At 43.2% G+C, this 22681-nt stretch carries 20 protein-coding genes; 12 read left to right on the top strand and 8 right to left on the bottom strand.

Annotated features, from left to right (window positions below; genetic code table 11):
* Positions 1-105 precede the first annotated feature (105 nt).
* From HY064_15305 to HY064_15295, 3 genes are all read left to right on the top strand, one after another.
* Complete coding sequence (locus HY064_15305; GenBank protein ID MBI3512025.1) at positions 106-1209, top strand: DNA replication/repair protein RecF; 1104 nt, start codon at positions 106-108, stop codon at positions 1207-1209.
* Between the two features lie 141 nt (positions 1210-1350).
* Entirely contained in the window at positions 1351-2433 is a 1083-nt protein-coding gene (locus HY064_15300) for a tetratricopeptide repeat protein (protein ID MBI3512024.1), read from the top strand.
* 100 nt (positions 2434-2533) lie between these two features.
* Positions 2534-3256 carry a TIGR00730 family Rossman fold protein gene (locus tag HY064_15295; GenBank protein MBI3512023.1) on the top strand — a complete coding sequence of 241 codons (723 nt, stop codon included), beginning with the start codon at positions 2534-2536 and terminating at the stop codon, positions 3254-3256.
* Positions 3257-3307: 51 nt separating this feature from the next.
* Here the strand turns inward: HY064_15295 and HY064_15290 are convergent, their stop codons facing one another.
* On the bottom strand, positions 3308-4069 hold the full coding sequence (locus HY064_15290) for an enoyl-CoA hydratase/isomerase family protein (protein ID MBI3512022.1): 762 nt from the start codon (positions 4067-4069) through the stop codon (positions 3308-3310).
* Positions 4070-4271: 202 nt separating this feature from the next.
* Here HY064_15290 and HY064_15285 point away from each other — a divergent pair, with 202 nt between their 5' ends.
* A complete protein-coding gene (locus HY064_15285; protein MBI3512021.1) occupies positions 4272-4811 on the top strand; it encodes a hypothetical protein in 540 nt (179 codons plus the stop codon).
* 5 nt (positions 4812-4816) lie between these two features.
* Positions 4817-5209, top strand: a complete 393-nt coding sequence (locus HY064_15280) for a DUF1987 domain-containing protein (protein MBI3512020.1) — start codon at positions 4817-4819, stop codon at positions 5207-5209.
* Here HY064_15280 and HY064_15275 read toward each other — a convergent pair whose 3' ends face one another.
* Together HY064_15275 and HY064_15270 are read right to left on the bottom strand one after the other, a co-directional pair.
* A complete protein-coding gene (locus tag HY064_15275) occupies positions 5210-6478 on the bottom strand; it encodes a zf-HC2 domain-containing protein (protein MBI3512019.1) in 1269 nt (422 codons plus the stop codon).
* Positions 6471-7028, bottom strand: coding sequence for a sigma-70 family RNA polymerase sigma factor (locus tag HY064_15270; protein MBI3512018.1), 558 nt, complete (start codon positions 7026-7028; stop codon positions 6471-6473). Before HY064_15270 ends, HY064_15275 begins: the two co-directional genes overlap by 8 nt.
* Positions 7029-7313: 285 nt before the next feature.
* On the opposite strand from HY064_15270, the gene HY064_15265 reads away from it, so the two are divergent.
* Positions 7314-10445: a hypothetical protein gene (locus tag HY064_15265; GenBank protein MBI3512017.1), complete on the top strand. Its 3132-nt coding sequence runs from the start codon at positions 7314-7316 to the stop codon at positions 10443-10445.
* A 101-nt stretch (positions 10446-10546) separates the two neighbouring features.
* Here the strand turns inward: HY064_15265 and HY064_15260 are convergent, their stop codons facing one another.
* The 5 genes from HY064_15260 to mnmH form a co-directional block, all read right to left on the bottom strand.
* Entirely contained in the window at positions 10547-10711 is a 165-nt protein-coding gene (locus tag HY064_15260; GenBank protein MBI3512016.1) for a hypothetical protein, read from the bottom strand.
* Positions 10712-10807: 96 nt separating this feature from the next.
* Positions 10808-11560, bottom strand: a complete 753-nt coding sequence (locus HY064_15255; protein MBI3512015.1) for a response regulator transcription factor — start codon at positions 11558-11560, stop codon at positions 10808-10810.
* Between the two features lie 118 nt (positions 11561-11678).
* The gene (gene selD / locus HY064_15250) at positions 11679-12707 is read right to left on the bottom strand and encodes a selenide, water dikinase SelD (GenBank protein MBI3512014.1); all 1029 of its coding nucleotides are present in this window, start codon (positions 12705-12707) and stop codon (positions 11679-11681) included.
* A gap of 28 nt (positions 12708-12735) precedes the next feature.
* Positions 12736-16428: a caspase family protein gene (locus tag HY064_15245; protein ID MBI3512013.1), complete on the bottom strand. Its 3693-nt coding sequence runs from the start codon at positions 16426-16428 to the stop codon at positions 12736-12738.
* On the bottom strand, positions 16425-17459 hold the full coding sequence (gene mnmH, locus HY064_15240; protein ID MBI3512012.1) for a tRNA 2-selenouridine(34) synthase MnmH: 1035 nt from the start codon (positions 17457-17459) through the stop codon (positions 16425-16427). Before mnmH ends, HY064_15245 begins: the two co-directional genes overlap by 4 nt.
* A gap of 66 nt (positions 17460-17525) precedes the next feature.
* Between mnmH and HY064_15235 the strand changes: the two genes are divergently transcribed.
* The 6 genes from HY064_15235 (at position 17526) to upp (ending at position 22677) form a co-directional block, all read left to right on the top strand.
* Positions 17526-17783, top strand: a complete 258-nt coding sequence (locus HY064_15235) for a 30S ribosomal protein S20 (GenBank protein ID MBI3512011.1) — start codon at positions 17526-17528, stop codon at positions 17781-17783.
* A 130-nt stretch (positions 17784-17913) separates the two neighbouring features.
* Entirely contained in the window at positions 17914-18609 is a 696-nt protein-coding gene (radC, locus tag HY064_15230; protein ID MBI3512010.1) for a DNA repair protein RadC, read from the top strand.
* A gap of 10 nt (positions 18610-18619) precedes the next feature.
* Positions 18620-19759 (top strand): UDP-N-acetylglucosamine 2-epimerase (non-hydrolyzing), encoded by a 1140-nt coding sequence (wecB, locus tag HY064_15225; GenBank protein ID MBI3512009.1) that lies wholly within the window; start codon positions 18620-18622, stop codon positions 19757-19759.
* Positions 19756-21090, top strand: a complete 1335-nt coding sequence (locus HY064_15220; GenBank protein ID MBI3512008.1) for a polysaccharide deacetylase family protein — start codon at positions 19756-19758, stop codon at positions 21088-21090. The genes wecB and HY064_15220 overlap by 4 nt, the downstream gene beginning before the upstream one ends.
* The gene (locus HY064_15215; GenBank protein ID MBI3512007.1) at positions 21087-22001 is read left to right on the top strand and encodes a GNAT family N-acetyltransferase; all 915 of its coding nucleotides are present in this window, start codon (positions 21087-21089) and stop codon (positions 21999-22001) included. The genes HY064_15220 and HY064_15215 overlap by 4 nt, the downstream gene beginning before the upstream one ends.
* Positions 22002-22029: 28 nt before the next feature.
* Positions 22030-22677, top strand: coding sequence for a uracil phosphoribosyltransferase (upp, locus tag HY064_15210; protein MBI3512006.1), 648 nt, complete (start codon positions 22030-22032; stop codon positions 22675-22677).
* Positions 22678-22681 lie beyond the last annotated feature (4 nt).

Genomic DNA, 22681 nt, shown 5'->3' with positions numbered 1-22681 from the left:
CCGTACTGTTTTACTGATTGGGAGGCAAAATTAATCTTTTTTTCCACTATGTGTCACTTCATTGGTCTTTTTGGCAATTTTGTCCTGAACTCAGTTTTCAATAAAATGTACCTCAGCACCATCTCCATTGTCAATTTCAGGAATTACGAAGAAGTTGCTGCCGACTTTTCCGAGCGCATCAATTGCTTTACAGGGCTCAACGGAAGTGGTAAAACTAATCTGCTCGACGTTATTCATTATCTCTCGCTTTGTAAAAGTTTTCTGAACCCGGTCGACAGCCAGAACATCCGTTTCGACCAGCCCATGTTCGTGGTGCAGGGAAAATTCAATTCTTCAGGACAGGAAGATTCTATTCTCTGTTCCGTGAGAAAAGGGCAACGGAAAATATTCAAGAAGAACGGTGTCGATTACGATCGCCTTTCAGATCACATCGGTTCATTTCCGCTTGTGGTGGTTTCTCCGCTCGACAGCGTGCTCATTACCGGTGGAAGTGAAGAGCGGCGCAGATTCATGGATACGGTGATCTCGCAGTTCAACAGGAATTATCTCGAACATCTCATTGCCTATAATCGCGTTCTTTCTCAGCGGAATGCTTTGCTCAAAAAAATGTCGGAAGGCGAACAACAGGACGATGGCACACTTGAAATACTCGATCTTCAGCTCGATCATAATGGAACGCCTATTTATAATTCACGCAAAGCTTTTATCCGTGAATTACTTCCTTTTTTCTCTTCGAATTATTCAAAACTGAGTGGTGATGCGGAGCAGGTGGAACTTATTTACGAGTCGAAAATGCATGAAACATCGATCGCTGATCTCCTCAAAAAAAATATATCAAGAGATGTTGTTCTGGGTTACACCACATCCGGAATTCATAAGGACGATCTTGATTTTATCATTGCCGGACATTCGCTCAAACGCAGCGGATCACAGGGGCAACAGAAAACTTTTCTTATTGCGCTTAAACTTGCGGAATATGTTTTTCTCGATCGCGCGTCGGGAAAAAAACCAATGTTGTTGCTTGATGATGTGCATGATAAACTGGATGAAGAACGCGTAACGCGGCTGATGGAAACTGTTTGCGGAAATTCATTCGGACAGCTATTTGTAACGGATACCGGAGCCGGAAGAATGGATGAACTTTTCAAAGCAAAAAAATTGCCCTATAAAATGTTCAGGGTGGAGGAGGGAAGGATTGTAAGTCAATAGTCATTGGGAAAATATTTAAGCAAGACACAAATGACCAATGGCCAATGATTTTTCTGGCACGATTGTTACTATTATCCACTATGAAAATCGTTACTGTATGAGCGAATTTCAATAGCTTTGTCGGACTAAAAAAAGAAAAACATGTTAAAGCATTACCTCTTAATTACTTTGCTTTCCTGCGGCGTATTTTTTTCTGTTTCGGCGCAAACAGCAACCTCTAAAACAGTCACTCCTGTTTATTCCGGTCCATCTGCTAACGGTGATATGAAGCGCGATAAAGGAGATTTTGCAGGAGCCGTCAAAGATTACACAACTGAGATCACGAAGATCGATGCCGATGCGCAACGTATTTGTAAACTGAAATCGGATTACGAGAAAATGTCAGAGTTCGATAAAATGAATGCGAACCAGGATGAAGTGAAAAAGAATTATCCTGATTGGGCAAAACTTTATTTCGGACGCGCGATGGCAAATATCAGTCTCGGAAAAAAAGCAGATGCAAAACCGGATCTTGATGTGGCGATCGGTCTCGACGGAACAATGTCTGATGCTTATTACCAGCGTGCGCTTATCACAAACACGAAAGACAATAAAGACCAGGCCTGCGAGGATATGAGCAAAGCAGCTTCACTTGGAAATGAAAAAGCAAGAACTGCCTTTACCGATAATTTCTGCTGGAATTCAGCGATGCAACATTATAAAGAAGGTTGTTCTGATGTTACACTTCATAAATTCGATGAAGCCATTGCGCAATTAGATATCGCTATTGCACTTTGCCCGGATTCAGGGGCCTATTATTCCAAGCGAGGTCAGGCTTACCTCGGATTGAACAATAAAAATAAAGCGCTTGCTGATTTCACGAAAGCAACAGAAGCTTCGCCGAATAATGCAGATGGATTTTACCAGATGGGGCTTTATTATTTCAACCAGGATGATTTTGATCACGCATTCGAATACCTCACGAAAGCCATCAATATTTCGCCATCGAATTATGATGCGTTTATGGCGCGCGCGCAGTGTTGCGAACGCACGAATAAAATGACATCGGCTATTTACGATTATGGACAGGCCATCTCTCTCCGTACTTCCGATCCTGAAGCTTATTATCGTCGTGGCCTCATTGAACGCGATATGCAGAATATGCAGGATGCGTGCAAGGATTTCCGGAAAGCTTCTGCACTCGGGAATACCGACGCGACTGCTTTCATCAGTGAATGCAAATAATATTTCTGAAAATAAATTCAGTGCCGGGAAATTTCCCGGCATTTTTTTTTGCATCACCGCTCAATAAAAAATTTGATTTACCAGTAACTTCGCTTGCAGTATGAAAAAAGAATTCAATCAGCATGAAAGATCATTTCTTGAAGGGCCGGGGCCAAGAGGGAGCGAATTGTTTTTTACCATAAAAGTTTTTCGCCAGTTCATTCGCGGATTCCGGAAATTGCATTTCGTGGGACCCTGTGTAACTGTTTTCGGATCGGCAAGATTCACTGAAGGCCATCCCTATTACAAAATGGCGCGCGAAGTGGGTAAGCGTATTGCGAAACTCGGATTCACAGTGATGACGGGTGGAGGGCCGGGCATCATGGAAGCGGCGAATCGAGGTGCGAAAGATGTGAATGGAAAAAGTGTGGGATGCAATATTGTTCTTCCGCGTGAGCAGGAACCGAATCCTTATCTCGATAAATGGGTGGACATCAAATTTTTTTTCGTCCGTAAAGTCCTACTCTCGAAATATTCTTATGCGTTTGTGGTGTTGCCCGGCGGATTCGGAACGCTCGATGAATTATTCGAAGCGGTGACACTTGTGCAGACGGCTAAGATGGAACGATTCCCGATCATCGTACTGGGTATGGAATTTCATGCAGAAATTATCAATCACATCCGGAAAATGATCAGCGAAGGAACCATAGGCGAACATGATGCAGAACTTATCTTCTTCACCGATTCCGTTGATGATGCAATGAAGTTCCTTGAAAACGGAGCGATAAGAAAATTCGGATTGAGGAAAAAGTTCAGGCCGGTTGGACTTTTCGGTGAAAAATAATCGGATGGAAATTTAGATTTTCGATTTTTTTTTGGATTTTTTATTTTCCATTTATTTTCCCTTGAATTTCTGAATAGCGTTTCGCGTGAATTCAGATAACACGAGTCGCCCGCTGATGGCCGCTCTTTCATAAAGTAATTTGTCCCAATGTTCAGTTCCCTGCCACGAAATTCTTTTCAGTTCTTTCATTGCATCAGGATTACTATTCGCTAATTGCTCCGCGAGTGCATTCACCGCCTGATCCAACTCTTCCAATGAAGAATGAACATCAGCATACAATCCATTTTGTTTTGCCCACGCTGCATCTCTCCACTGCGTTGTATTGATCGCAAGATTCGTGAATGCAGAAGATCCCATTTTCCTTTCAACAGCAGGCCCAACTACAAATGGCCCGATACCGACAGCGAGTTCGGAAAGTTTTATGGAAGCAGATGAATGTGCTATTGCATGATCTGAAGCTGCTGCAATTCCCACTCCGCCGCCAACTGCTTTTCCCTGCACGCGCGTGAGAATGAATTTCGGCGCGTTCTTCATTGCATTGATCACATTTGCAAAGCCGGAAAAAAAATGATCGCCGGATTTTTTGTCTTTGATACCGATAAGCTCATCAAAAGATGCGCCGGCACAAAATGTTTTTTCACCTTCGCTCGAAAGAAGAATGACTTTTACCTCGTCGTCATTTCCCATTCGTGTGATCTCTTCTGCGAGTTTGCGTAGAATTTCTCCGGGAAGAGAATTGCTTTGCGGATGATAAAAACGGATCGAACCGATGCCGTCCTTCATAGTTGAAATTACACTTCCATTAGTATCCATGATGCAAAAATAACTGCAATACTAATACAAGATGTGTGAGTGAAGATGAAGAAGACCTTCTGGGAAAAAGGAATTGGATGTGCCACAAAAAAGATGCTTTTCTCCCGGTCAAATTTTCATTAGTGAATGCCGGGTAAGGGAAACAAAATTAGCACCATGCCCGTAAAAGGTTTAGTACATTTGCAAAGAATTCCCCCTGCATATGCTAAGCGCTACCGAAGTAAAAGACCTTCTTCTTGATCCGAAAACAGACTGGTTTTATCTTGGAGAGATCGATGAGGATCTGATCAGCGCTTTTGTTTCACTCATTGAAAGCCGTCCGCATTTTCTTCTTCTTCCAAGGCCTTCGCGCCGCCGGCTTGTGAGCGCTGTTGTTGAATGTTTGCAGAACATCCAGAAAAACACGCCGGCAATAAAAGAACCCAAAGCGGGCTCAATTGTTTTCATGCAGCGTTTTTCCATCAGTGATTACGGTGTAAATTGCGGGAACCTGATGAAAACGGAAGAGGTGGAATTATTGCGATCAAAGATCGATCACATCAATGCGGCCGACGCCGATATCCTGCGCGAAATGTACATGAAGCAAATGGAAAAAACACTGCGTGATGGAAGCCGTACGAATGCCGGACTGGGATTGCTTGAAATTGCCAGAGCGGTAAGCGGTCCCATCAAATATAAATTCATTCCGATGGAGAATGGATTTACTTTCTTTTATATCGAGCTATTCATTTCGCTCAATTGAAATTTATGGAAACACTTTACATAGAACATTCCAAGATCACACCACGGATCAATCTTGATGCGAAGAAAAATATTTTCAGTATAAGCGGAAGAAGTATTCCTGCCGATGCAACTGTGTTCTACCTGTCTTCTGATAAATGGGCGGAACTCTTCACAAAAAATTTTACCGGCAACGCAGTTACGTTCGACATCAAACTCGATCATCTCAACACCGGATCGGTGCGTTCTATCCTGAGTATTCTCGCGAAATTCCTCAAAATGCGTTCGCGCGGAGTGACAGTTACGATCAACTGGCACCATGAAGCGGAAGATGAAGATATTCGTGATAAGGGAGAAGAGATGTCAATGATACTGGAACATCCATTTGTATTCATTCCGTACAAGGAATTCACTTTCTGATCAGAGCGTTTTCAGTTTTTCTTCTGCCAGCGCTTTGTATTTTCCACCACCTTTCACAATTTCATTCAGCAGTGCTTTTGCTTCGTCAGTTCTTTTGAGTTGGATGAGTGCAAGTGATTTTTCCCATTGCGCATCAGCAAAATTGTAGTGTGCAGGATATTTCAGCACATCATCGAAAAAAACCAACGACCCTGCTGCATCACCTGCGTTCAGCAGTTGCACACCTTTGCCATAAGAAAGTTCAATGTCTTTATCCGATTCTTTCAATGGATATTTTTGTTGCTGTTCGTTACTGACAGTATCTGCAGAAACTTCAGCATTAACAACTGAAATATTATTAGCCACACCCGCACTATCGGAATTAGTTCCGTTCACGGTTACAACATTTGCATTTGAAGCAGGAACAGAAGGAGCGTCATTAGCCACAGAAGATTGTTTGCTGCGGTCATTGTGGCTTTTATAATTAGTGGAAGTTCCACCGGCAACCTGGTCATCATTGTCTTTTGCTTTCACCGCTTCTGTTTCCTTTTTATCATTCGCAACATTTTCCTCAAGGATCATTCGCTGTTCATCTGACTGCGTATCCATTAATACCATTTCATTCTGTGAATTGGATTGCTCTGTTTCCGCAGGAATATCTGTTGACTTTTCTTCTGCATGCATAACAGTTGAACCTCTTCCGCTCGGGCCGCCTGCATCTGCACCGGAAGCAGCTATTCCGCTTGCGTGCGGGTATTGGTCAACGCGCGCGAGTTTATTTTCCGGTTGTCCCTGTAACGAATCAAGCGCAGTGTTAACCGTAGCAGAATTATTTTTTTCAAGATCACTCACCTTTGCTACAGAATCTTTCTTTGTTACATCACCCAATGGTGAAATCAATTTCTGAGAATTATTATCTGCCAACTGATTTGGTTTTTCACTTCCATTGGAAATGTTATGCATAAAAATTCCGATACCTGTAATGAGAACAAGGCCGGCAGCCACCGCATAATAAAGCGGACGGCGATCGGTCATAGAAATAATTTTGGCACCTGTTTCTGCTGCACTTTCTCCGGTTCCTGTTTCCGTGAGGTACGCGCCCACACGATCGCGCTCGCTCACCCGTTGCAATCCTTCGATAGCGTCTGAACAGAAAGCACAATCCACTGCATGGCGTTCCACCTCGTACATCTGTTCGGGAGAAAGTTTTCCGTCGATATAACGGAACATCTTTTCTTCCGCGATGCAGGGATCGTCGGGCAGATGATGGTATGAAGGCCGGTCAGTCATTATTTTTTTTCTCGAGGAGAATTTTCAAATTTCTTTTTCCGTTCTGGATAAAACTTTTCACTTCATTCAAACTGAACCCTGTTGATTCAGCTACTTCCCTGTAACATTTTTTTTCCAGGTAAAATAGTTCAAGGCAACGACGCTGATTATCGCCGAGGTTACTCAAACTGTTTTCCATTTTGCGTAACTGGAGTTCGGTGTCGGTTACACCATCAGGATGCATGGAGTGTTGAGTTTCCATAACGCCATCAAGATCTTTTTTTAATTCCTGCAAATGCGCTTTCTTGCTTTTGCGGCTGCGCAGGTACATGAGGCATTCGTTTTTTGTAACGGTGTACAACCATCCTTTGAATTGTTCCACATCATGGCGATGAAGATCTTTCAATAATTTTTCAAACACATGCATCTGCACATCCTGGCTTTCATCTTCGTCTGATAAATATTTCATGCACACACCAAAAACAAGATGCCGATAACGTTTGAACAATTCGCCGATGCACACGTTATCATTCGTTTCACGAAAACGGGAAACGAGTTCATTGTCTGACAAAGACCTTATATTGGAAGAGAATTCTACCACCGAACGTTACAGCACTAAATTACGAAATATGAGTGCGAACGAAGGAGAAAGTAAATCGACGAAACGAAGATGAAAGAGCGCGAGTGAATGAATTCGGCCGTTTGAATTTGAATTACGATTGTTTAAATTTGCCAGATACAAAGGAACGGCTAATAGATACTTTTGATTATCAGTCGCTTATATTTGCTAAAATAACCAGCCCCCACGTTCGGCACAATTCCTGTTAAAATGAAGTAACCGAAAATCATCCCAATCATGAAAAAATATTTTACACTCCTGGCTCTGTTCTTAGTAACACTCCAGTCTTTTTCTCAAACATCTTCCGTTCCTATGCGTCGCCCTTTGTGGGTTGGACTCGACATGGGCGGAACATGGCAAACAAGCGATATGAAAGCCGTCGGAGGAATCGGATGGAGTTTTACTCTTTCCCGTTATTCGAGACTTGATAAAACCGGCCCGCTTTATTTCGGCTGGCGTTTTCGTTTTCTCGATGGAAGAAATTATGGATACAATTATCATCCGCTGAGTGGAATTGCCGGCGACAATACGCTGAATGGAAATGGAAATCCGCTCATCAATTATACGGACGGAGCATCTTCTGTTTCTCACGGGTATGTTTTCAGCAATTACAAAATGCGTTTTGATGAATTCTCCTATGAACTTATTGTAGGAAGTAATGGATTGAGAAAACATGGCGTATTGCTTTACGGTTTCGGCGGAGTGGGAATGAATTATTACACGGTGAAAACAAATCAGCTTGATGAGTTCAATAATATGTATGATTATTCCAACATTCCTTCCAATGGTGATGAAGCTTCTGTTTCTACCGCGTTGAATTCATTGTGGACCGATCGCACTTATGAAACAGTTGCGAATGGCGGACAGGGAAAATGGAAATTCATGCCAAGCGCCGGTTTTGGAATGGGATACCAGTGGGGAAACGGATGTGCAATTGGTGTTGAACACAGAACGACCTGGGCGCTGAATGATCTTATCGACGGAGTCGATCACACTTCTGAAGGAACAAAAACTCCGAATAACGATCTGTACAATTATGATGGATTATTTGTGCGCTGGACATTTGGTGGAGGACACAGCAATACACATACGGTTGACAATCCTCCTCCTCCGAATCCGAATAACTATACACAGAACAATCCGAACCCGAATCCGAATTACACAACCAATCCGAATAATAATCCTACAGGAAACAACACGAATTATCCGAGCTACGCTTATCCGCCTACAGTTCGGTTCACAACACCGGCTGTAGATCCGTATTCAACTTCTGTTCCTACACAACAACTCGTAGTGCACATTGAACACGTGAATTATTCGAGCCAGATACAATTGCTGATCAACAACCAGGTAAGCAATAATTTCAGCTTCAATCCGAATTCAGGAACAATGGTATTCACAAGTACACTGATGCCGGGTTCGAATATTTACCAGGTGAGTGCATCCAATCAATACGGATCTGCGTCTGATATTCAAACGATCATTCTTACCGGCGCTGTAACGAATACTAATCCCGCTGCATTGCCTCCACAAGTGAACATTACAAATCCTCCGAGCGATCCTTACAATTCTACTGTTGCAACTTTCAACGTAACCGCAACTGTGCTTAATGTAACAGCAGCAACAGGAGTACAGGTAACGCATAATGGAAACCCGGTGAATAATTTCACTTTCAATCCATCTACACACCAGGTTGCTTTTACTGCAACACTGAATACCGGTGCGAATCTTTTTGAAGTGATCGGTACAAATACAGTAGGAAGCGCATCAGATGCAGTAACCATAAATTACAATCCTGCTGCACAGGTTATGCCTCCTGTTGTAACGATCACGAATCCGAATGCTTGTCCTTATATGACGAAGACTGCAGCGATCACCATCACTGCAAACATCACGAACGTAAGTGCAATGAACCAGATCGCAGTTATGTTCAACAATCAGCAGGTAACAAATTTCAATCTTGTGAATAACGGATCATTCGTCACGATCAGTTTTCCGGAAACACTTATCAGCGGAGTAAATCCGTTCAGTGTAACCGGAACGAATACCGCGGGAACAGATACCAAATCGTGCCAGATCACTTACAAGCCGAACACACAAGCGCCGCCTGCGCCCGTAGTGACGATCACGAATCCCGGAACTAATCCTTACACTTCGGCAAATCAAACCATGACGCTGAATGCGACGGTGCTGAATGTGAATAATCAAAGTGAGATTACCGTGGTGTACAACAATTCAAGCACTGCGAATTTCAGTTACGATATGAATTCACACGTGTTGTCTTATAACGCAACCTTCAACAACGGAAATAATTTCTTCACGGTTACTGCTGCGAATGCGAATGGAAGTGATTCCAAATCGACCACGATCATTTACAATCCTGCTCCTGCAATGCCGCCTACAGTTAACATCACGGTTCCTTCTTCAAATCCGCTCATCACCGGAAATGCAGTACAGGCAATAAATGCTGTGGTGATGAATGTGACCAGTTCGCAGCAGATCACGGTTACAGATATGAACGGAACACACTTGAGTTTCAATTTCAATTCTGCATCACATCTCGTTACACTCACTGCACAATTAATAGCAGGCACAAATGTTTACACAGTGACTGCTACCAACAATGCAGGAACCGCAAGTGATAATACCACGATCAAATACACTCCGTCCACAACAGGCGGCAGCGGAAATCCAGATACACTTGCGAACCAGGGACGCCCGGGCGGAGCAGGAGATGTAACGAATGTTGGGCCGCACAATACCACACACAACAGTTCAACATCTACTTCTGCAACTCCTGTGATCACGCTCGTGAATCCTTCATCAGATAATATCACGGTTTCTACTCCAACTTACAATGTAAAAGTGAGCATCTCCAATATCACCAGTGCAACTGATGTTACCATTAAAGTGAACGGCATGCATTTCATGGGAGCGAGTTATGATGCAGGCACACATGCACTCACATTCTCTGCATCGCTTAACCAGGGAACGAATGCGATTGCCATACTCGCAACGAATGCGAATGGAAGCGACAGTAAATCGCTAACGATTGTTTATGCAATCACCGGAAGAGAATCAGAATCCGGTAACAGCAATAGCGGAAGAGGCGATTCTTCATCCGGCGGAAGAAGTTCATCATCATCTTCTTCTTCCTCTTCATCATCAGGCGATGGAGGAACCTCGCATCCACGTCCATCATCATCTTCTTCGGGAAGCACTTCATCTTCCTCCGGAAGTTCATCATCTTCTTCAGGAAGTTCATCATCTTCACACCCTGCATCACAAGCAACCACTCCGCGATCTTCTTCCGGAGGTGGTACACCAAGAGCTTCGGGTTCATCATCATCCACATCACGCCCGAGGTAATTCTGAAAAATAAAAATTGTCGAGGTGCGGTTCTCTTCCGGGAGCCGCACCTCTTTCGTTACCGTTCTTTTCTGACAAAAAGCAACACCATCCCTGTTCGATCAACCAAAACGCGTAACGTATTCCATAGAAACATTTTTTTTCAACTCAGCTTTTCCGCGGGAAAAATTATCGGATCGAGATTCGAACAATAAGATCCATGCGAAACAGATCATCATCCACAGAATAATGACAGCGAAAAAACAAATGATGAGACGAATGATCATACACGAATGTACTTTCACTCAAAAGAAAATGCAGGGAAGAATAAACAAGTGATGCGGAAAAACTTTCCGGCGTAAAAAAAAAGAGGAGAAGTGATTTCAGGAAAGTCCCAGCGCGCGCAGCAGATCCTCGCGCTTGCGCACACTCACGGGCACATGTGCGCCATCGTCCATGAGCGCGTAACCGCCATCGTGCTTGATGAATTCTTTCAGGTGTTCGAGATTGATGAGATGGGAATGATGAATTCTTACAAAGCCGTTCGGTTCCAGCATATCTTCATATTCCTTGAGTGTTTTTGTGACCACGATCTGTTTTTTGTCTTTGAGAAAAAATGTGGTGTAATTTCTTTCTGATTCACAGCGGATGATGTCGGAAATATTCACCACCTGCACTTTGTCGGCGCTGTTGAGTGCAAGCCGCCTGAGCGATGAAGGAGCAGATGGTTTCATTTGTTCGGCAAGCAATTTCAGGTTGACAGAAATATTCTGTTTCTGCTGATCTTCTTTTGCTTTTTCAACTGCCTTCATCAATTCATCCGGATCGACCGGTTTCAATAAATAATCGAGTGCAGAAAATTTGATGGCGCGTATCCCGAAATTATCCATACCGGTTGTGAAGATGACGCGTGTTTGCGTTTCGCCCAATTGTTCGAGCAAGGAAAATCCATCACCATCGCCGAGCTGAATATCGAGAAAAACAACATCCGGATTTTTTTCTTTCAATATTGCCAGCCCGCTTTTCATACTGTCGGCCTCACCGATGAGCGTAACATCAGCACACCAGCGTTTGAGATCTTCGCGCAAACTGGTACGCGCTTCGGGAGAGTCATCAACGATTACTGCATTTATCATGGAGGGGGAGGATTACCGGTTGTACGAAATACTAATTTTTACGAATCTACGAACTACGGATGAATTACAAAATCTCTGCGTAACCTTTGCGTCTCCGCGGCGAAAAGGCCGCTGGTAATTAAATCACCTGGATTCTTATCGCATTTCTTTTTACCAGTTTCCCGAATGAAGAAAGTTTTAATCCGCATTTTTCCGCTTCAGAAATAAAATCATTTTCTTTTCCGCTTTCTACTGCAACCAATAATCCTCCGCTTGTTTGCGGATCACAGAGAATGGCGAAATCGTCCGTCACGCCTTCGATGCCTTTGTAATAGCTGCTCCAGTTCCGCGTGGTTCCATTGGGCATGCAATTCTGTTTCACATAATGACCGATATTCGGCAGCACCGGAATTTTTTTTGATTCGATCTCTGCCGACAAATTACTTCCGTCAACCATTTCACCGAGATGCCCGAGCAATCCGAATCCTGTGATGTCGGTCATCGCGCGCACGTATGAAAGTTTTCCGAAATGTTCTCCGCATTTATTCAGTTGAAGCATGGTTTCAACTGCGACACTATAATCTTCATTGCGTACAATTCCGCGTTTATTCGCTGTGGAAATAATTCCAACGCCCAATGGTTTTGTCAGGAAAAGAGAACAACCTTCTGTGGCAGTTGAATTCTGTTTTAAATTTTTTATTTCTACTTCGCCCGTAACTGCAAGACCAAAAAAAGGTTCCGGGCTATCGATGCTGTGTCCTCCAGCCAATGAAATTCCTGCATCTGCGCAAATTTTTCTTGCACCTTCCAGAACTTTTCCTGCAACTTCCGGTTTTATTTTTTCAACGGGCCACCCGAGAACAGCAATGGCGAGCAAAGGTTTTCCTCCCATCGCGTACACATCGCTCAATGCATTCACTGAAGCAATTCTTCCGAAATCAAATGCATCGTCCACAATGGGCATGAAAAAATCTGTGGTGGAAATTATTGCGCGCCCATTTCCCATATCATAAACTGCGGCGTCATCTTTTTTATCGTGCCCCACGAGCAGGCGTGCGTCGTATGCAGACGCGGGCGAAAATTTCAGAATGGAATCGAGCACGGCAGGCGATATTTTGCAACCGCATCCTGCGCCATGGGAGAATTGAGTGAGTTTTATTTCTGTCATATGTCAACCGAGTATTACATCCAAAATTTCACCAGACTTTCCAGTCAAAATCAATTGTTTCACTTCTTGATGTAGGTTTTTGCATGCCTTTGGTACGGCGCTCAACCTCATTGCTGATGTTGTTTTTCAAATTGCTGACAGAACAGGATCCCCGGGAATCCAAAAGCTGAAGGAAGCAAAATGTAAATACACCGTTTTCAATATCATTGTTTTCAAGTGCAAATTGAGTTCCTGAAGATGCCGCAATTACAGTTGCGCCTGTGCCCCGGCTAACATTAACGAAAAGATCGTTCATAAGGTCAAAAGTATTTTCCCTGTAAAAATCGGAGGAGGATTCATTATTTGTAACATGAACACCTTTTGATACAAACAGGCGAAGCGTGGAATCCCGGGCAATTAAATCAATACGCTCAACTTCTTCTTTATCCACTTCGCCGCTATGACAGGCATCGATCATAAGCAGTTTCATTCGTGCAGGAATGCTGTCCAGTAAATTCTCCAGTTCCTCGTATGGTAATCCGCCATCTTCCGGTTTATTGAAATTTACATTGTAAGTTGAAAGGAAATAATCAAAATTGCTGTTGAGTAAACCATGTCCCGAGTAAGCGATGATCACACGGTCGTTGACGGTTGTGTTCAATAATATTTTTTTCAGGGCACAAACATTTTCTAGGGTTACCTGCTTATTGAAAAGTGTATCTGAGATTAAATTATTGCCATATTTTTTTTTCAATCCGCCGCACATATCACGAATGTCCTTTGAAGACCAAGTGAGATTATATTCCGAATCGACAAACTGATCAATTCCAATGCCGATAAAAAAAGTATTCGAAGGAGATGCCTTTAGCGGAAAATAATTCAGGTACAGAGGACTTCTGTAACTTTCCACACCATTGATATTCATTATTGATGCCTCAATTCTGTTGCTGCCATCGCTCAGTGTAATTTCTATAGTCGTATCCAGGTTGTTCCGGTTGCGATTTCTGAGATTTATTCCTTTCTGACCCCATAGCGGACAGTCATTCACCCATACATTGAACCGGTCAATGTTATAATTGATGTCTGAAGCCCGGATTCTGATTTTTACTTTTTCCCGTCGTTGATCATAATCCGCATCGGAAGTAACAGTGCTTTCCGGAATACTCAACCGGGCGGAGAAAGAAGTTGTATCAATGCCGAGTTTTCGCAGCCGCTTTAAATACGCCCTATGATATGCGCTGATCAGGGAGGTATCTCTTTTATCAATTCCTTCCAGTATAATATCGGGCCGATTCAAACGAAGGTCAAACTGTTCGAAGGAAAAAAAATGTTCACCCAGTCGAAAGCTCAGTTCTTCTGCAGCATTTTTTGAAGCGGAATAATAAGGTTGGCCGCGAAGCTGGGTAAAATAACCGCTCTCATCAACAGGAAGAATATTGAATTGTAACTGTCTTGAATTTAAATCATAAAAAACCAATTGCGAATTATTGATGATCAACAACCATTTCCCTCCCGGAGAAATTATAAAACCATTTCCGGAAAATTTTCCGGTTACTTTGAATCCTTTTTTTCCTTTATTCCAGATCCTGATCGTGTCATCGCCCGAACCGGTTATCAGTTCATCCGTTTCCGAAATGAACGCGGCATCATTGATAAGGCCTTCGTTCAGATGAACGGTGTCGGTAATAGACAGATTATCTGTTTTCCTCACCACGAGGAAATAATCAAAATAAGTTCTTGTCGCAAGATATTTTCCATCCGGGCTGAAATGACGAAAACCCGGTTGCCATAAGTTTTCATAATAGTATCCGCCCATATAGGAAATGGCATGTTCCGATTCAGATCTTTCGCTTAACTGACGGGTGATTTCACCAGTTGTGTTATTATACAACTTCGAAGTCCCATTTTCTCCCAGTACATAAATACTCCTGCTATCGGCGCTGAATTCCGCCTCCGATATCTCTTCTTCATTGAAGTAATCGCGCCATATTGCACCATTCGTAAAATTGATAACAGCTAAAGCAGATCCTCCGAAAATATAATAAGCAAAATTTCCATCCGAACTCATCGAGGCTTCGCTTACGGGGTAGCGCTCTTTGATCGTCAACAGTAATTTTCCTGTTTCGGCATTCCAAGTGCAAAGGGAAGAGTCTGAAGTAGTAATTATTCTTTGCCCATCAGGACTGAATCCTGCGGAATTGATTCCTTTTTTTGCCAATGTAAAAATCTCTTCCCCAGTACTGATGCTCATTACACGGGCAATTCCCTCCTTTGAAAGAAGGAGAATATTTTCACCACCAGCTGAAAAAGCAACATCTTTTATGATCGATTTCTCTTCAAAAGTTTTTTCGATTCTGCCTTTACTGAGATTCCAGAGTTTCGCAATGTTTTCATTTGAAAGTGTAATGAGCCAGCTGCTATCATTGCTGAAAACTGCCTTTGTAATGCTTTTACTATGCCCCTGTAAGCGGGAAAACAGTTCTCCGGATCCGATGTTGAAAATACTGATGCCGTTTTTTTCAATAATGGAAATGCTTTTACTGTCGGCGCTGAATAGTAGTTGCCTGCCTTCAAAGGATCGTACCGGATTTCCGGATGAAGTTTCCCAAATCCGAGTTTTTTCTGAAACACTTGCGATATATTTATTATCCGGGCTGAAAACAACTGAGTTTATAGTGTATCCGCCTCCATTCAATGAAAATAATAACCGGTGATTTTCTGTTTCCCATACCGTGGTTATCGAATCGGATCTATTCCCAAAATCGAAGTACTCATTTCTTGTGAGGAAAATATATTTTCCGTCATCACTGAAATGGCCGAGCATACTTTGGCTAATCTCTCCATTGGATAGTGTAACAGATTCTCCGCTTGAAACATTGATGAGATAAAGTTTTTTTCTGTCGGTGGAAAGAATGTATTTACTGTCGGGGCTGAATTCGATTTTACCAGAAACGGCCATTTTGCCAACGGTGCCGTCGCTCATCTTCCAGAGCCGAAGAAGGTTTGAATTCTGCGGAAAAATCGCAAGATATTTTCCGTCGGGACTGAATGAAAAGGAAGCGAAGTCTGGTATCTGCTCCAACTGCATTACTAATTTTCCATTGGAAGACTGGTGAAGAAAAAGAGAACTATCCCTACTGATGAGAATATAATTTCCCGCAGGAGAAAACTGAAAATCCCTATCGGCAAACCACTCTTGCTTCTTTTTTCTGAATGTGTAAATCAGTTTTCCATCAGAAGCATCCCTTACTTCAGCATCTGTTTCATTATTATTGCCGCATTTCGTCACCAGGAAATATTTTCCGTCGCTACTATATTCAACTAATATTCCAGAAGCGCGTATTGAGAAGACAGGTTTTGCCGAAGGCAGTTCCCACTTTTTGACATATCCGTCTGCTGTCAGGGCGAAAAGAAATTTACCATCTGTGGTTACCTGGGTCGTATTTCCGGTGTTTTGGACATGTTCCGGTGACTGAACAAGTCCTTGAAAAGTATGCAACAAGTGACCTGATGCTGCATCCCAGAGCTTTACCGTATTGTCGTAAGCAATGGTGATGATGTATTTTCCGGAATCAATCTGCTGCGTTGAATAAATATCCTGAGTATGTCCGATCGGTAAAATGAGTTCGGGTTCCTGGGCGTAAAACGTTCCCGGAAAAAGGAGCATAGGAAAAATAATGATGACAGCGGACAATTTCATCCCGAAGAAATAAATGCTGTTATAGATTTTGAATATTTTCATACAATCAATTCCGATCTTGAACATTCCAGCACCAGCTCAGCATTTTTTTTCGTGTCACCATTTTCACACTCTACAAATCGCACTCCTTCATATTTCCTTTCACTCTGCGGAAAATCATACGCCTTGTCGTAATAACGCAATGTAATCCGAACCGTTTCTGCAAGATCGCCATTCTCCAGCGCGTCGAGCGCCTGCTGCGTTGCGAGCCCGCCCAGGCGTTTGCGTATGCGTGCGGTGGCTTCATGCAAAATTTCTTTCGGATAGTTCCCGTAATCTTTCACCAATCGCTGAACGCGTATCTCGAATGGAATTTTCAACCGGTAACAAGGTGCAGTTATTTTCTGATCCCATATTGCTTTGGGAATAGAAACGCGCCCTATGTTCCGCGATTCATCTTCCATCCAGATATTTTTATTTAAATCAAGTTTTTGAAGGACAATGAAAAGATCATTTTCAAATTGTTCACTGGTTGGCTGCGGCAACTGGCCAATTGCGCCGTATGAAGATCCGCGGTGATGAGCCATTGCTTCGAGATCAAGTATCTGTTCGCCTGCATTTTTAAGTTGATGAAGAATTTCCGTTTTACCAGAACCTGTTTCTCCGCCAATGACGAGTAGTTTCAGTGGTACATTAAAACTTTCCAGCACGTGCCGGCGGAAAGATTTATATCCGCCAATGAGTGTTTCGCATTGTATTCCCGCCGACTCAAACAGCCACGCCATCGAAGCGCTGCGCATTCCACCACGCCAGCAATGAACCAATAATTTTTCTTCTTTCGCAATTTTTAAAGCTTCCTGAACAAGCCGGGACATTTTTGGCCCCACAATTTCCAGTCCGCGAAGTACCGCATTTTTCCGACCTTTTTTCTTGTAGATAGTTCCGATCTCGGCTCTTTCTTCATTCGAGAAAAGTGGAATATTGAAAGCGCCCGGAATATGCCCCGACCCAAATTCCGCAGGAGAACGCACGTCAACCACCGGAATTTCGGGAGTTTTAGAGAGGAAATCAGCTATGAATAATGGTTTTGGCATGTTTCCACTGTTGGTAGAAAGTGAAAAAGGCATATATTTGCGTCCTTAAAAATAAACAATAGAGAGATGGCAAATCACAAATCATCAGTAAAACGTATCCGCTCGAATAATGCAAAGCGCCTCGTAAATCGATACCAGGCAAAATCGACACGCACTGCATTGAAAAATATCCGCGAAGAAAAAGATAAAAAGGCGGCGGAGAAAAAACTTTCAGGCATCGTTTCCATGCTTGATAAACTTGCGAAGAAGAACATCATTCACAAGAACAAGGCAGCCAACATCAAATCAAAATTAACGAGACATGTAGCTTCACTCGGAAAATAAGTCCACCGAATTACCTTACTGAAAAAGCATCGCCATAAAAAAGCGATGTTTTTTTTTGGTGGTCAGCGCAGTGCTTTAAAACTTTTTAGGATCAGAATTTAATTTATAGTTCACCAATTTATTTACGCATATGTACGAAACAGAAAAATTACCGATCACCAGCTGGGCCGAAGACGATCGCCCGCGTGAAAAAATGATGCTCAAAGGAAAACATTCATTGAGCGATGCTGAATTACTTGCTATTATTCTCGGATCAGGAAACCGGAAAGAAACGGCAGTAGATCTCGCGAAACGCATCCTTGCCGATTCAGGAAATGATCTGAACAGGATAGGGACAATGGCTTTTGCCGAGTTGCAACAGTACAATGGAGTAGGAGAGGCGAAGGCCGTGAATGTGATTGCCGCACTCGAACTCGGCCGGCGCAGAAGTAATTGCCAGTCGAATGAAGTGTTGCAGGTAACCAGGAGCGGCGATGCTTACCAGTTTTTCCGCCGCGATATGGAAGATCTTGTTCACGAAGAATTCTGGGTATTGCTATTGACGCGATCAAATAAAGTGCTCCGGAAAGAACAGGTAAGCAAAGGCGGAATGAATGCAACTGTGGTTGATCCGAGAATGGTTTTCCGTTCGGCGGTTGCACTTGGCGCAAATTCCATTGTCATTTGCCATAATCATCCATCGGGAGAAGTAAAGCCCAGTGAAAATGATATTCGCCTCACACGAAAACTGAAGGAAGGAGCGTTATTGCTCGACATCTCGCTGATCGATCATATTATCGTGGGTGCCAATACATATTTTAGCTTTGCAGACGAAGGACTTCTCTGAACTCCGCATTATGTTTCATCTTCTCACTGTCATTGGTGCAAGGCCGCAGATCATAAAAGCTGCGGCGCTCAGCCGTGCCATAAAAAAATCTTTCGCAGGAAAGATCCGCGAAACTATTTTGCATACGGGCCAGCACTATGATGAGAATATGTCGCGTGTTTTTTTTGCTGAGCTTGGAATTCCCGAACCCGATCACCAGTTGAATGTAGGATCTGTTTCCCCGGTGTCGCAAGTTGCGCTGATGATGGAAGGAATTGAAAAAATAATTCTCAGGGAAAAACCGGGTGCGCTGCTCGTGTATGGCGATACAAATTCAACGCTGGCCGGCGCAGTGACGGCAGAAAAAATGAATCTTCCGCTCATTCACGTTGAAGCCGGATTGCGTTCATTCGAGAAAACCATGCCGGAAGAAATAAACCGCATTATCACCGATCGTTTGTCCACTCTGCTTTTTTCTCCAACAAAAACAGGGATTGAAAATCTGTTTAAAGAAGGAATTATTCATTCACAAGTATCGAACGCCACCACCGATCATCCACATGTTTATCATTGCGGCGATATCATGTACGACAACAGTTTGTATTTTTCTGATCTGGCTGAAAAGAAAAATAAGTTTATGACTGAGCATGATCTGCAACCCGGAAAGTTTTTCCTTGCCACCATCCATCGCCAGTCCAATACGGATGATCCTTCGCAATTGAGATCACTTTTTTCTGCTCTGATGAATGCCGGAAAAAAACAGCACAGGAAAGTTGTAGTTCCTCTTCACCCAAGAACGAAAAAGATGCTCAGCGACCAGGAAGATCTGATGCTCGAAATTTCTGCGGATGAAAATCTGATCCTGCTTCCGCCGGTTTCCTTTCTGGAAATGATCTGGCTTGAAAAAAATGCGGCGCTTGTTCTTACCGATTCCGGTGGCGTGCAGAAGGAAGCTTTTTATTTTCACAAACCCTGCGTGATCCTTCGTGAAGAAACAGAATGGGTGGAACTGGTGGAGTGCGGCGCTGCGATACTTACTGGTACAAATGAGAAAAAAATTGAAAAAGCAATTGAAGAATTATTGGGCAGGAAAATAAATTATCCACAGCTGTTCGGCGACGGGCATGCGGCGGAATTTATAGGTGAAAAAATTATCAGCGACCTTTCATGACAAAACTCCTGTCCATTTTCACGCCGAAGATCACGGGCAGGAACAAATACATGTTCCGTCTTTTTTTTCGTGAACTCATGGGGCTCGATATTTCAGTTACCAATGATGCCCGGAAATTTTCTTCTGAACCGGGTCCTAAGCTCTGTTACAGTACGCAGCCGGTGGGAGACGCACTTTTTTTCTATTCGAGGAATCTCCTTTTCGAAAGCGGTATTGCGGATCAGAATATTTCTGTTTTCGAATGGAATGGGCAAAAAGTTTTTTTTGCAACAGGAAAATCTTCCGCACTTCCTTTCGATCCTTTTGCTGCGGCATTTTACATGGTGAGCCGTTACGAGGAATATCTTCCGCACATCCGTGACAACATCGATCGTTTCGATGCAAAGAATTCACTCGCGTGGCAGCACGGTTTTCTTATGAAACCGGTGGTGAATCAATGGGCGATAATGGTAAAGCACCTGCTAAGTGAAAAATATCCGGAACTGAATTTCGGAAACAGGGAATACCGTTTCACTCCGACGCTTGACATTGACAATGCCTATGCGTATCGGCAAAAGGGATTCATGCGCACGCTGGGCGGTTATGTAAAATCATTTTTTCATTTTGATTTTTCCGATATGCGCTCGCGCACGAAAGTGCTCCTGCGCCTGCAGCGCGACCCGTATGACACGTACGCGTACCAGCTTGCGCTTCAGAAAAAATATTCTCTTCGCCCGGTTTATTTTTTTCTCGTCGGCGATTATGGAGTGAATGATAAAAATCTTTCGGTGCAGAACAGGAAATTTCGTGAACTCATCCGTCATATTGCAGATTATTCCGATGTGGGCGTTCATCCTTCTTTTGCTTCTGCAAGAATACCATCGCGTTTGAAAACAGAATCGGGCCGGCTTAAAAATATTCTTCACGCCGATATATCACGCAGCCGCCAGCATTTCCTGATGCTCAAATTCCCGGACACTTATCGTAATCTCATTGACGCTGATATCACCGACGATTATACGATGGGATTTGCAAATGAGATCGGTTTTCGCGCCGGAATTTCTTCGACGTTTAATTTTTATGATCTTGATCTCGAATCCGAAACTTCTCTTCGCATTCACCCGTTTGCATTGATGGATGCAACACTCAACCTTTATATGCATCTTACCCCTGATGAAGCAACGCAGAAAATAAATGAACTGGTGGATGAAGTGAAGAAAGTGAACGGAGAATTTGTTTCGCTCTGGCACAATGAAACGCTGAGTGATGAGAAACAATGGAAAGGATGGAGAGAAGTTTATGAAAAACTCATTGAGAAAGCAGCAGTAACCGTCCAACCCGAACGAGCGTGATAAAATATTTGCAGCAACCGGAAATTGACAGGGAAAGATGGGACGATTGCGTTCGACGATCTTTCAACGGAATTATTTATGCCTATTCCTGGTATCTCGATGTGGTGGCGCCGCAATGGGAAGCACTCATAGAGGATGATTACCGCGCGGTAATGCCACTCACGAAGGGAAAGAAGATCGGGATCGAATATCTTTTTCCTCCTTTCTTCGTTCAGCAACTCGGTGTTTTTTCAATTAATAAACTTACGGCCGAAGACACGCTGCGTTTTTTAAAAGCAGTTCCGGCAAAATTCCGCTATTGGGAAATCAATTTGAATACGTTCAATAAAGTGACAGGTGAAGATTTTGAATTCCGCCCGAATCTCACACACGAACTTGACCTGATCGATTCATACGAGAACATTTCAAAAAATTACAGCGATAATGCAAAACGGAATATCCGTAAAGCAAAACAGTCGCCGATAAAAAGTGTTGCAAAACCATCGCGCGAAGAGATCATTACCCTTTTCAGAACGGGCAGGGGAAGTGAAGTGAAAAATCTCCAGGAAAATAATTATGATACACTCCGGAGACTTCTCCAATCGGCCGATTCGCGCGGGCGCCTGCATACGTGTGGTGTCGGGCATGAGAATGGTGAATTGATCGCGGGCGCTTTTCTCCTTGATTCGAATGGAAAAGTGATCTTTCTTTTTTCTGGTTTAAATGAACTGGGAAAAGAAACCGGCGCCATGTTTATGCTCATCGATCAATTTATCCATGAAAATTCACAGAAGAATCTTGTGCTTGATTTTGAAGGAAGCAATGATGCGAATCTCGCACGTTTCTATAGGGGATTCGGCGCTAAAGAATGCGTATATTTACAAGCCCGGTGCAATCGGCTTCCATGGCCGGTTCGTTTCCTGAAAAGTTGATTGAACACCGCCGGATAAATAAAAATTTATGGTCAACGATCTCAGCAAACATTCTTCCATTGTGAATTTGTACATGTCGGAATTACGCGACATAAAAATTCAAAAAGATCCTATGCGCTTCCGGAAAAATCTCGAGCGAATGGGAATGATACTCGGTTACGAGATTAGCAAAGGGCTTGAATATTCCAATAAAGAAGTGACCACGCCGCTCGGCATTGCGCGCGCATCTGTTTTGAAAGAGCAACCTGTGATTGCAGGAATTCTTCGTGCAGGACTTCCTGTTCAGCAGGGAATGCTTGAAATTTTTGATAAAGCTGAAAATGCTTTCATCTCTGCATATCGCCAGCATCACAAAGACGGAACATTCGAAGTGCATGTCGATTATATGGCTTGTCCTTCGCTCGACGGAAAAGAACTTATTATCTGCGATCCCATGCTTGCAACCGGAACTTCCATGGTGCTCACTTACCAGGCACTTCTTCGCCGGGGAAAACCGAAACATGTTCATGTCGCTTCCGTAATCTCAAGTATGTATGGTATCGATTACCTGAAAAAACACATGCCGGAAAGTACTTCCATCTGGACCTGCGCTATCGACGAAGAACTTACTGCGCAATCTTATATCGTTCCCGGTCTTGGTGATGCGGGCGATCTTGCATACGGAACAAAAATCTGAGCGG

The organism is Bacteroidota bacterium (genome assembly GCA_016194975.1).
GTDB lineage: Bacteria > Bacteroidota > Bacteroidia > Palsa-965 > Palsa-965.
This window is presented reverse-complemented; position numbering and strand designations above follow the sequence as displayed.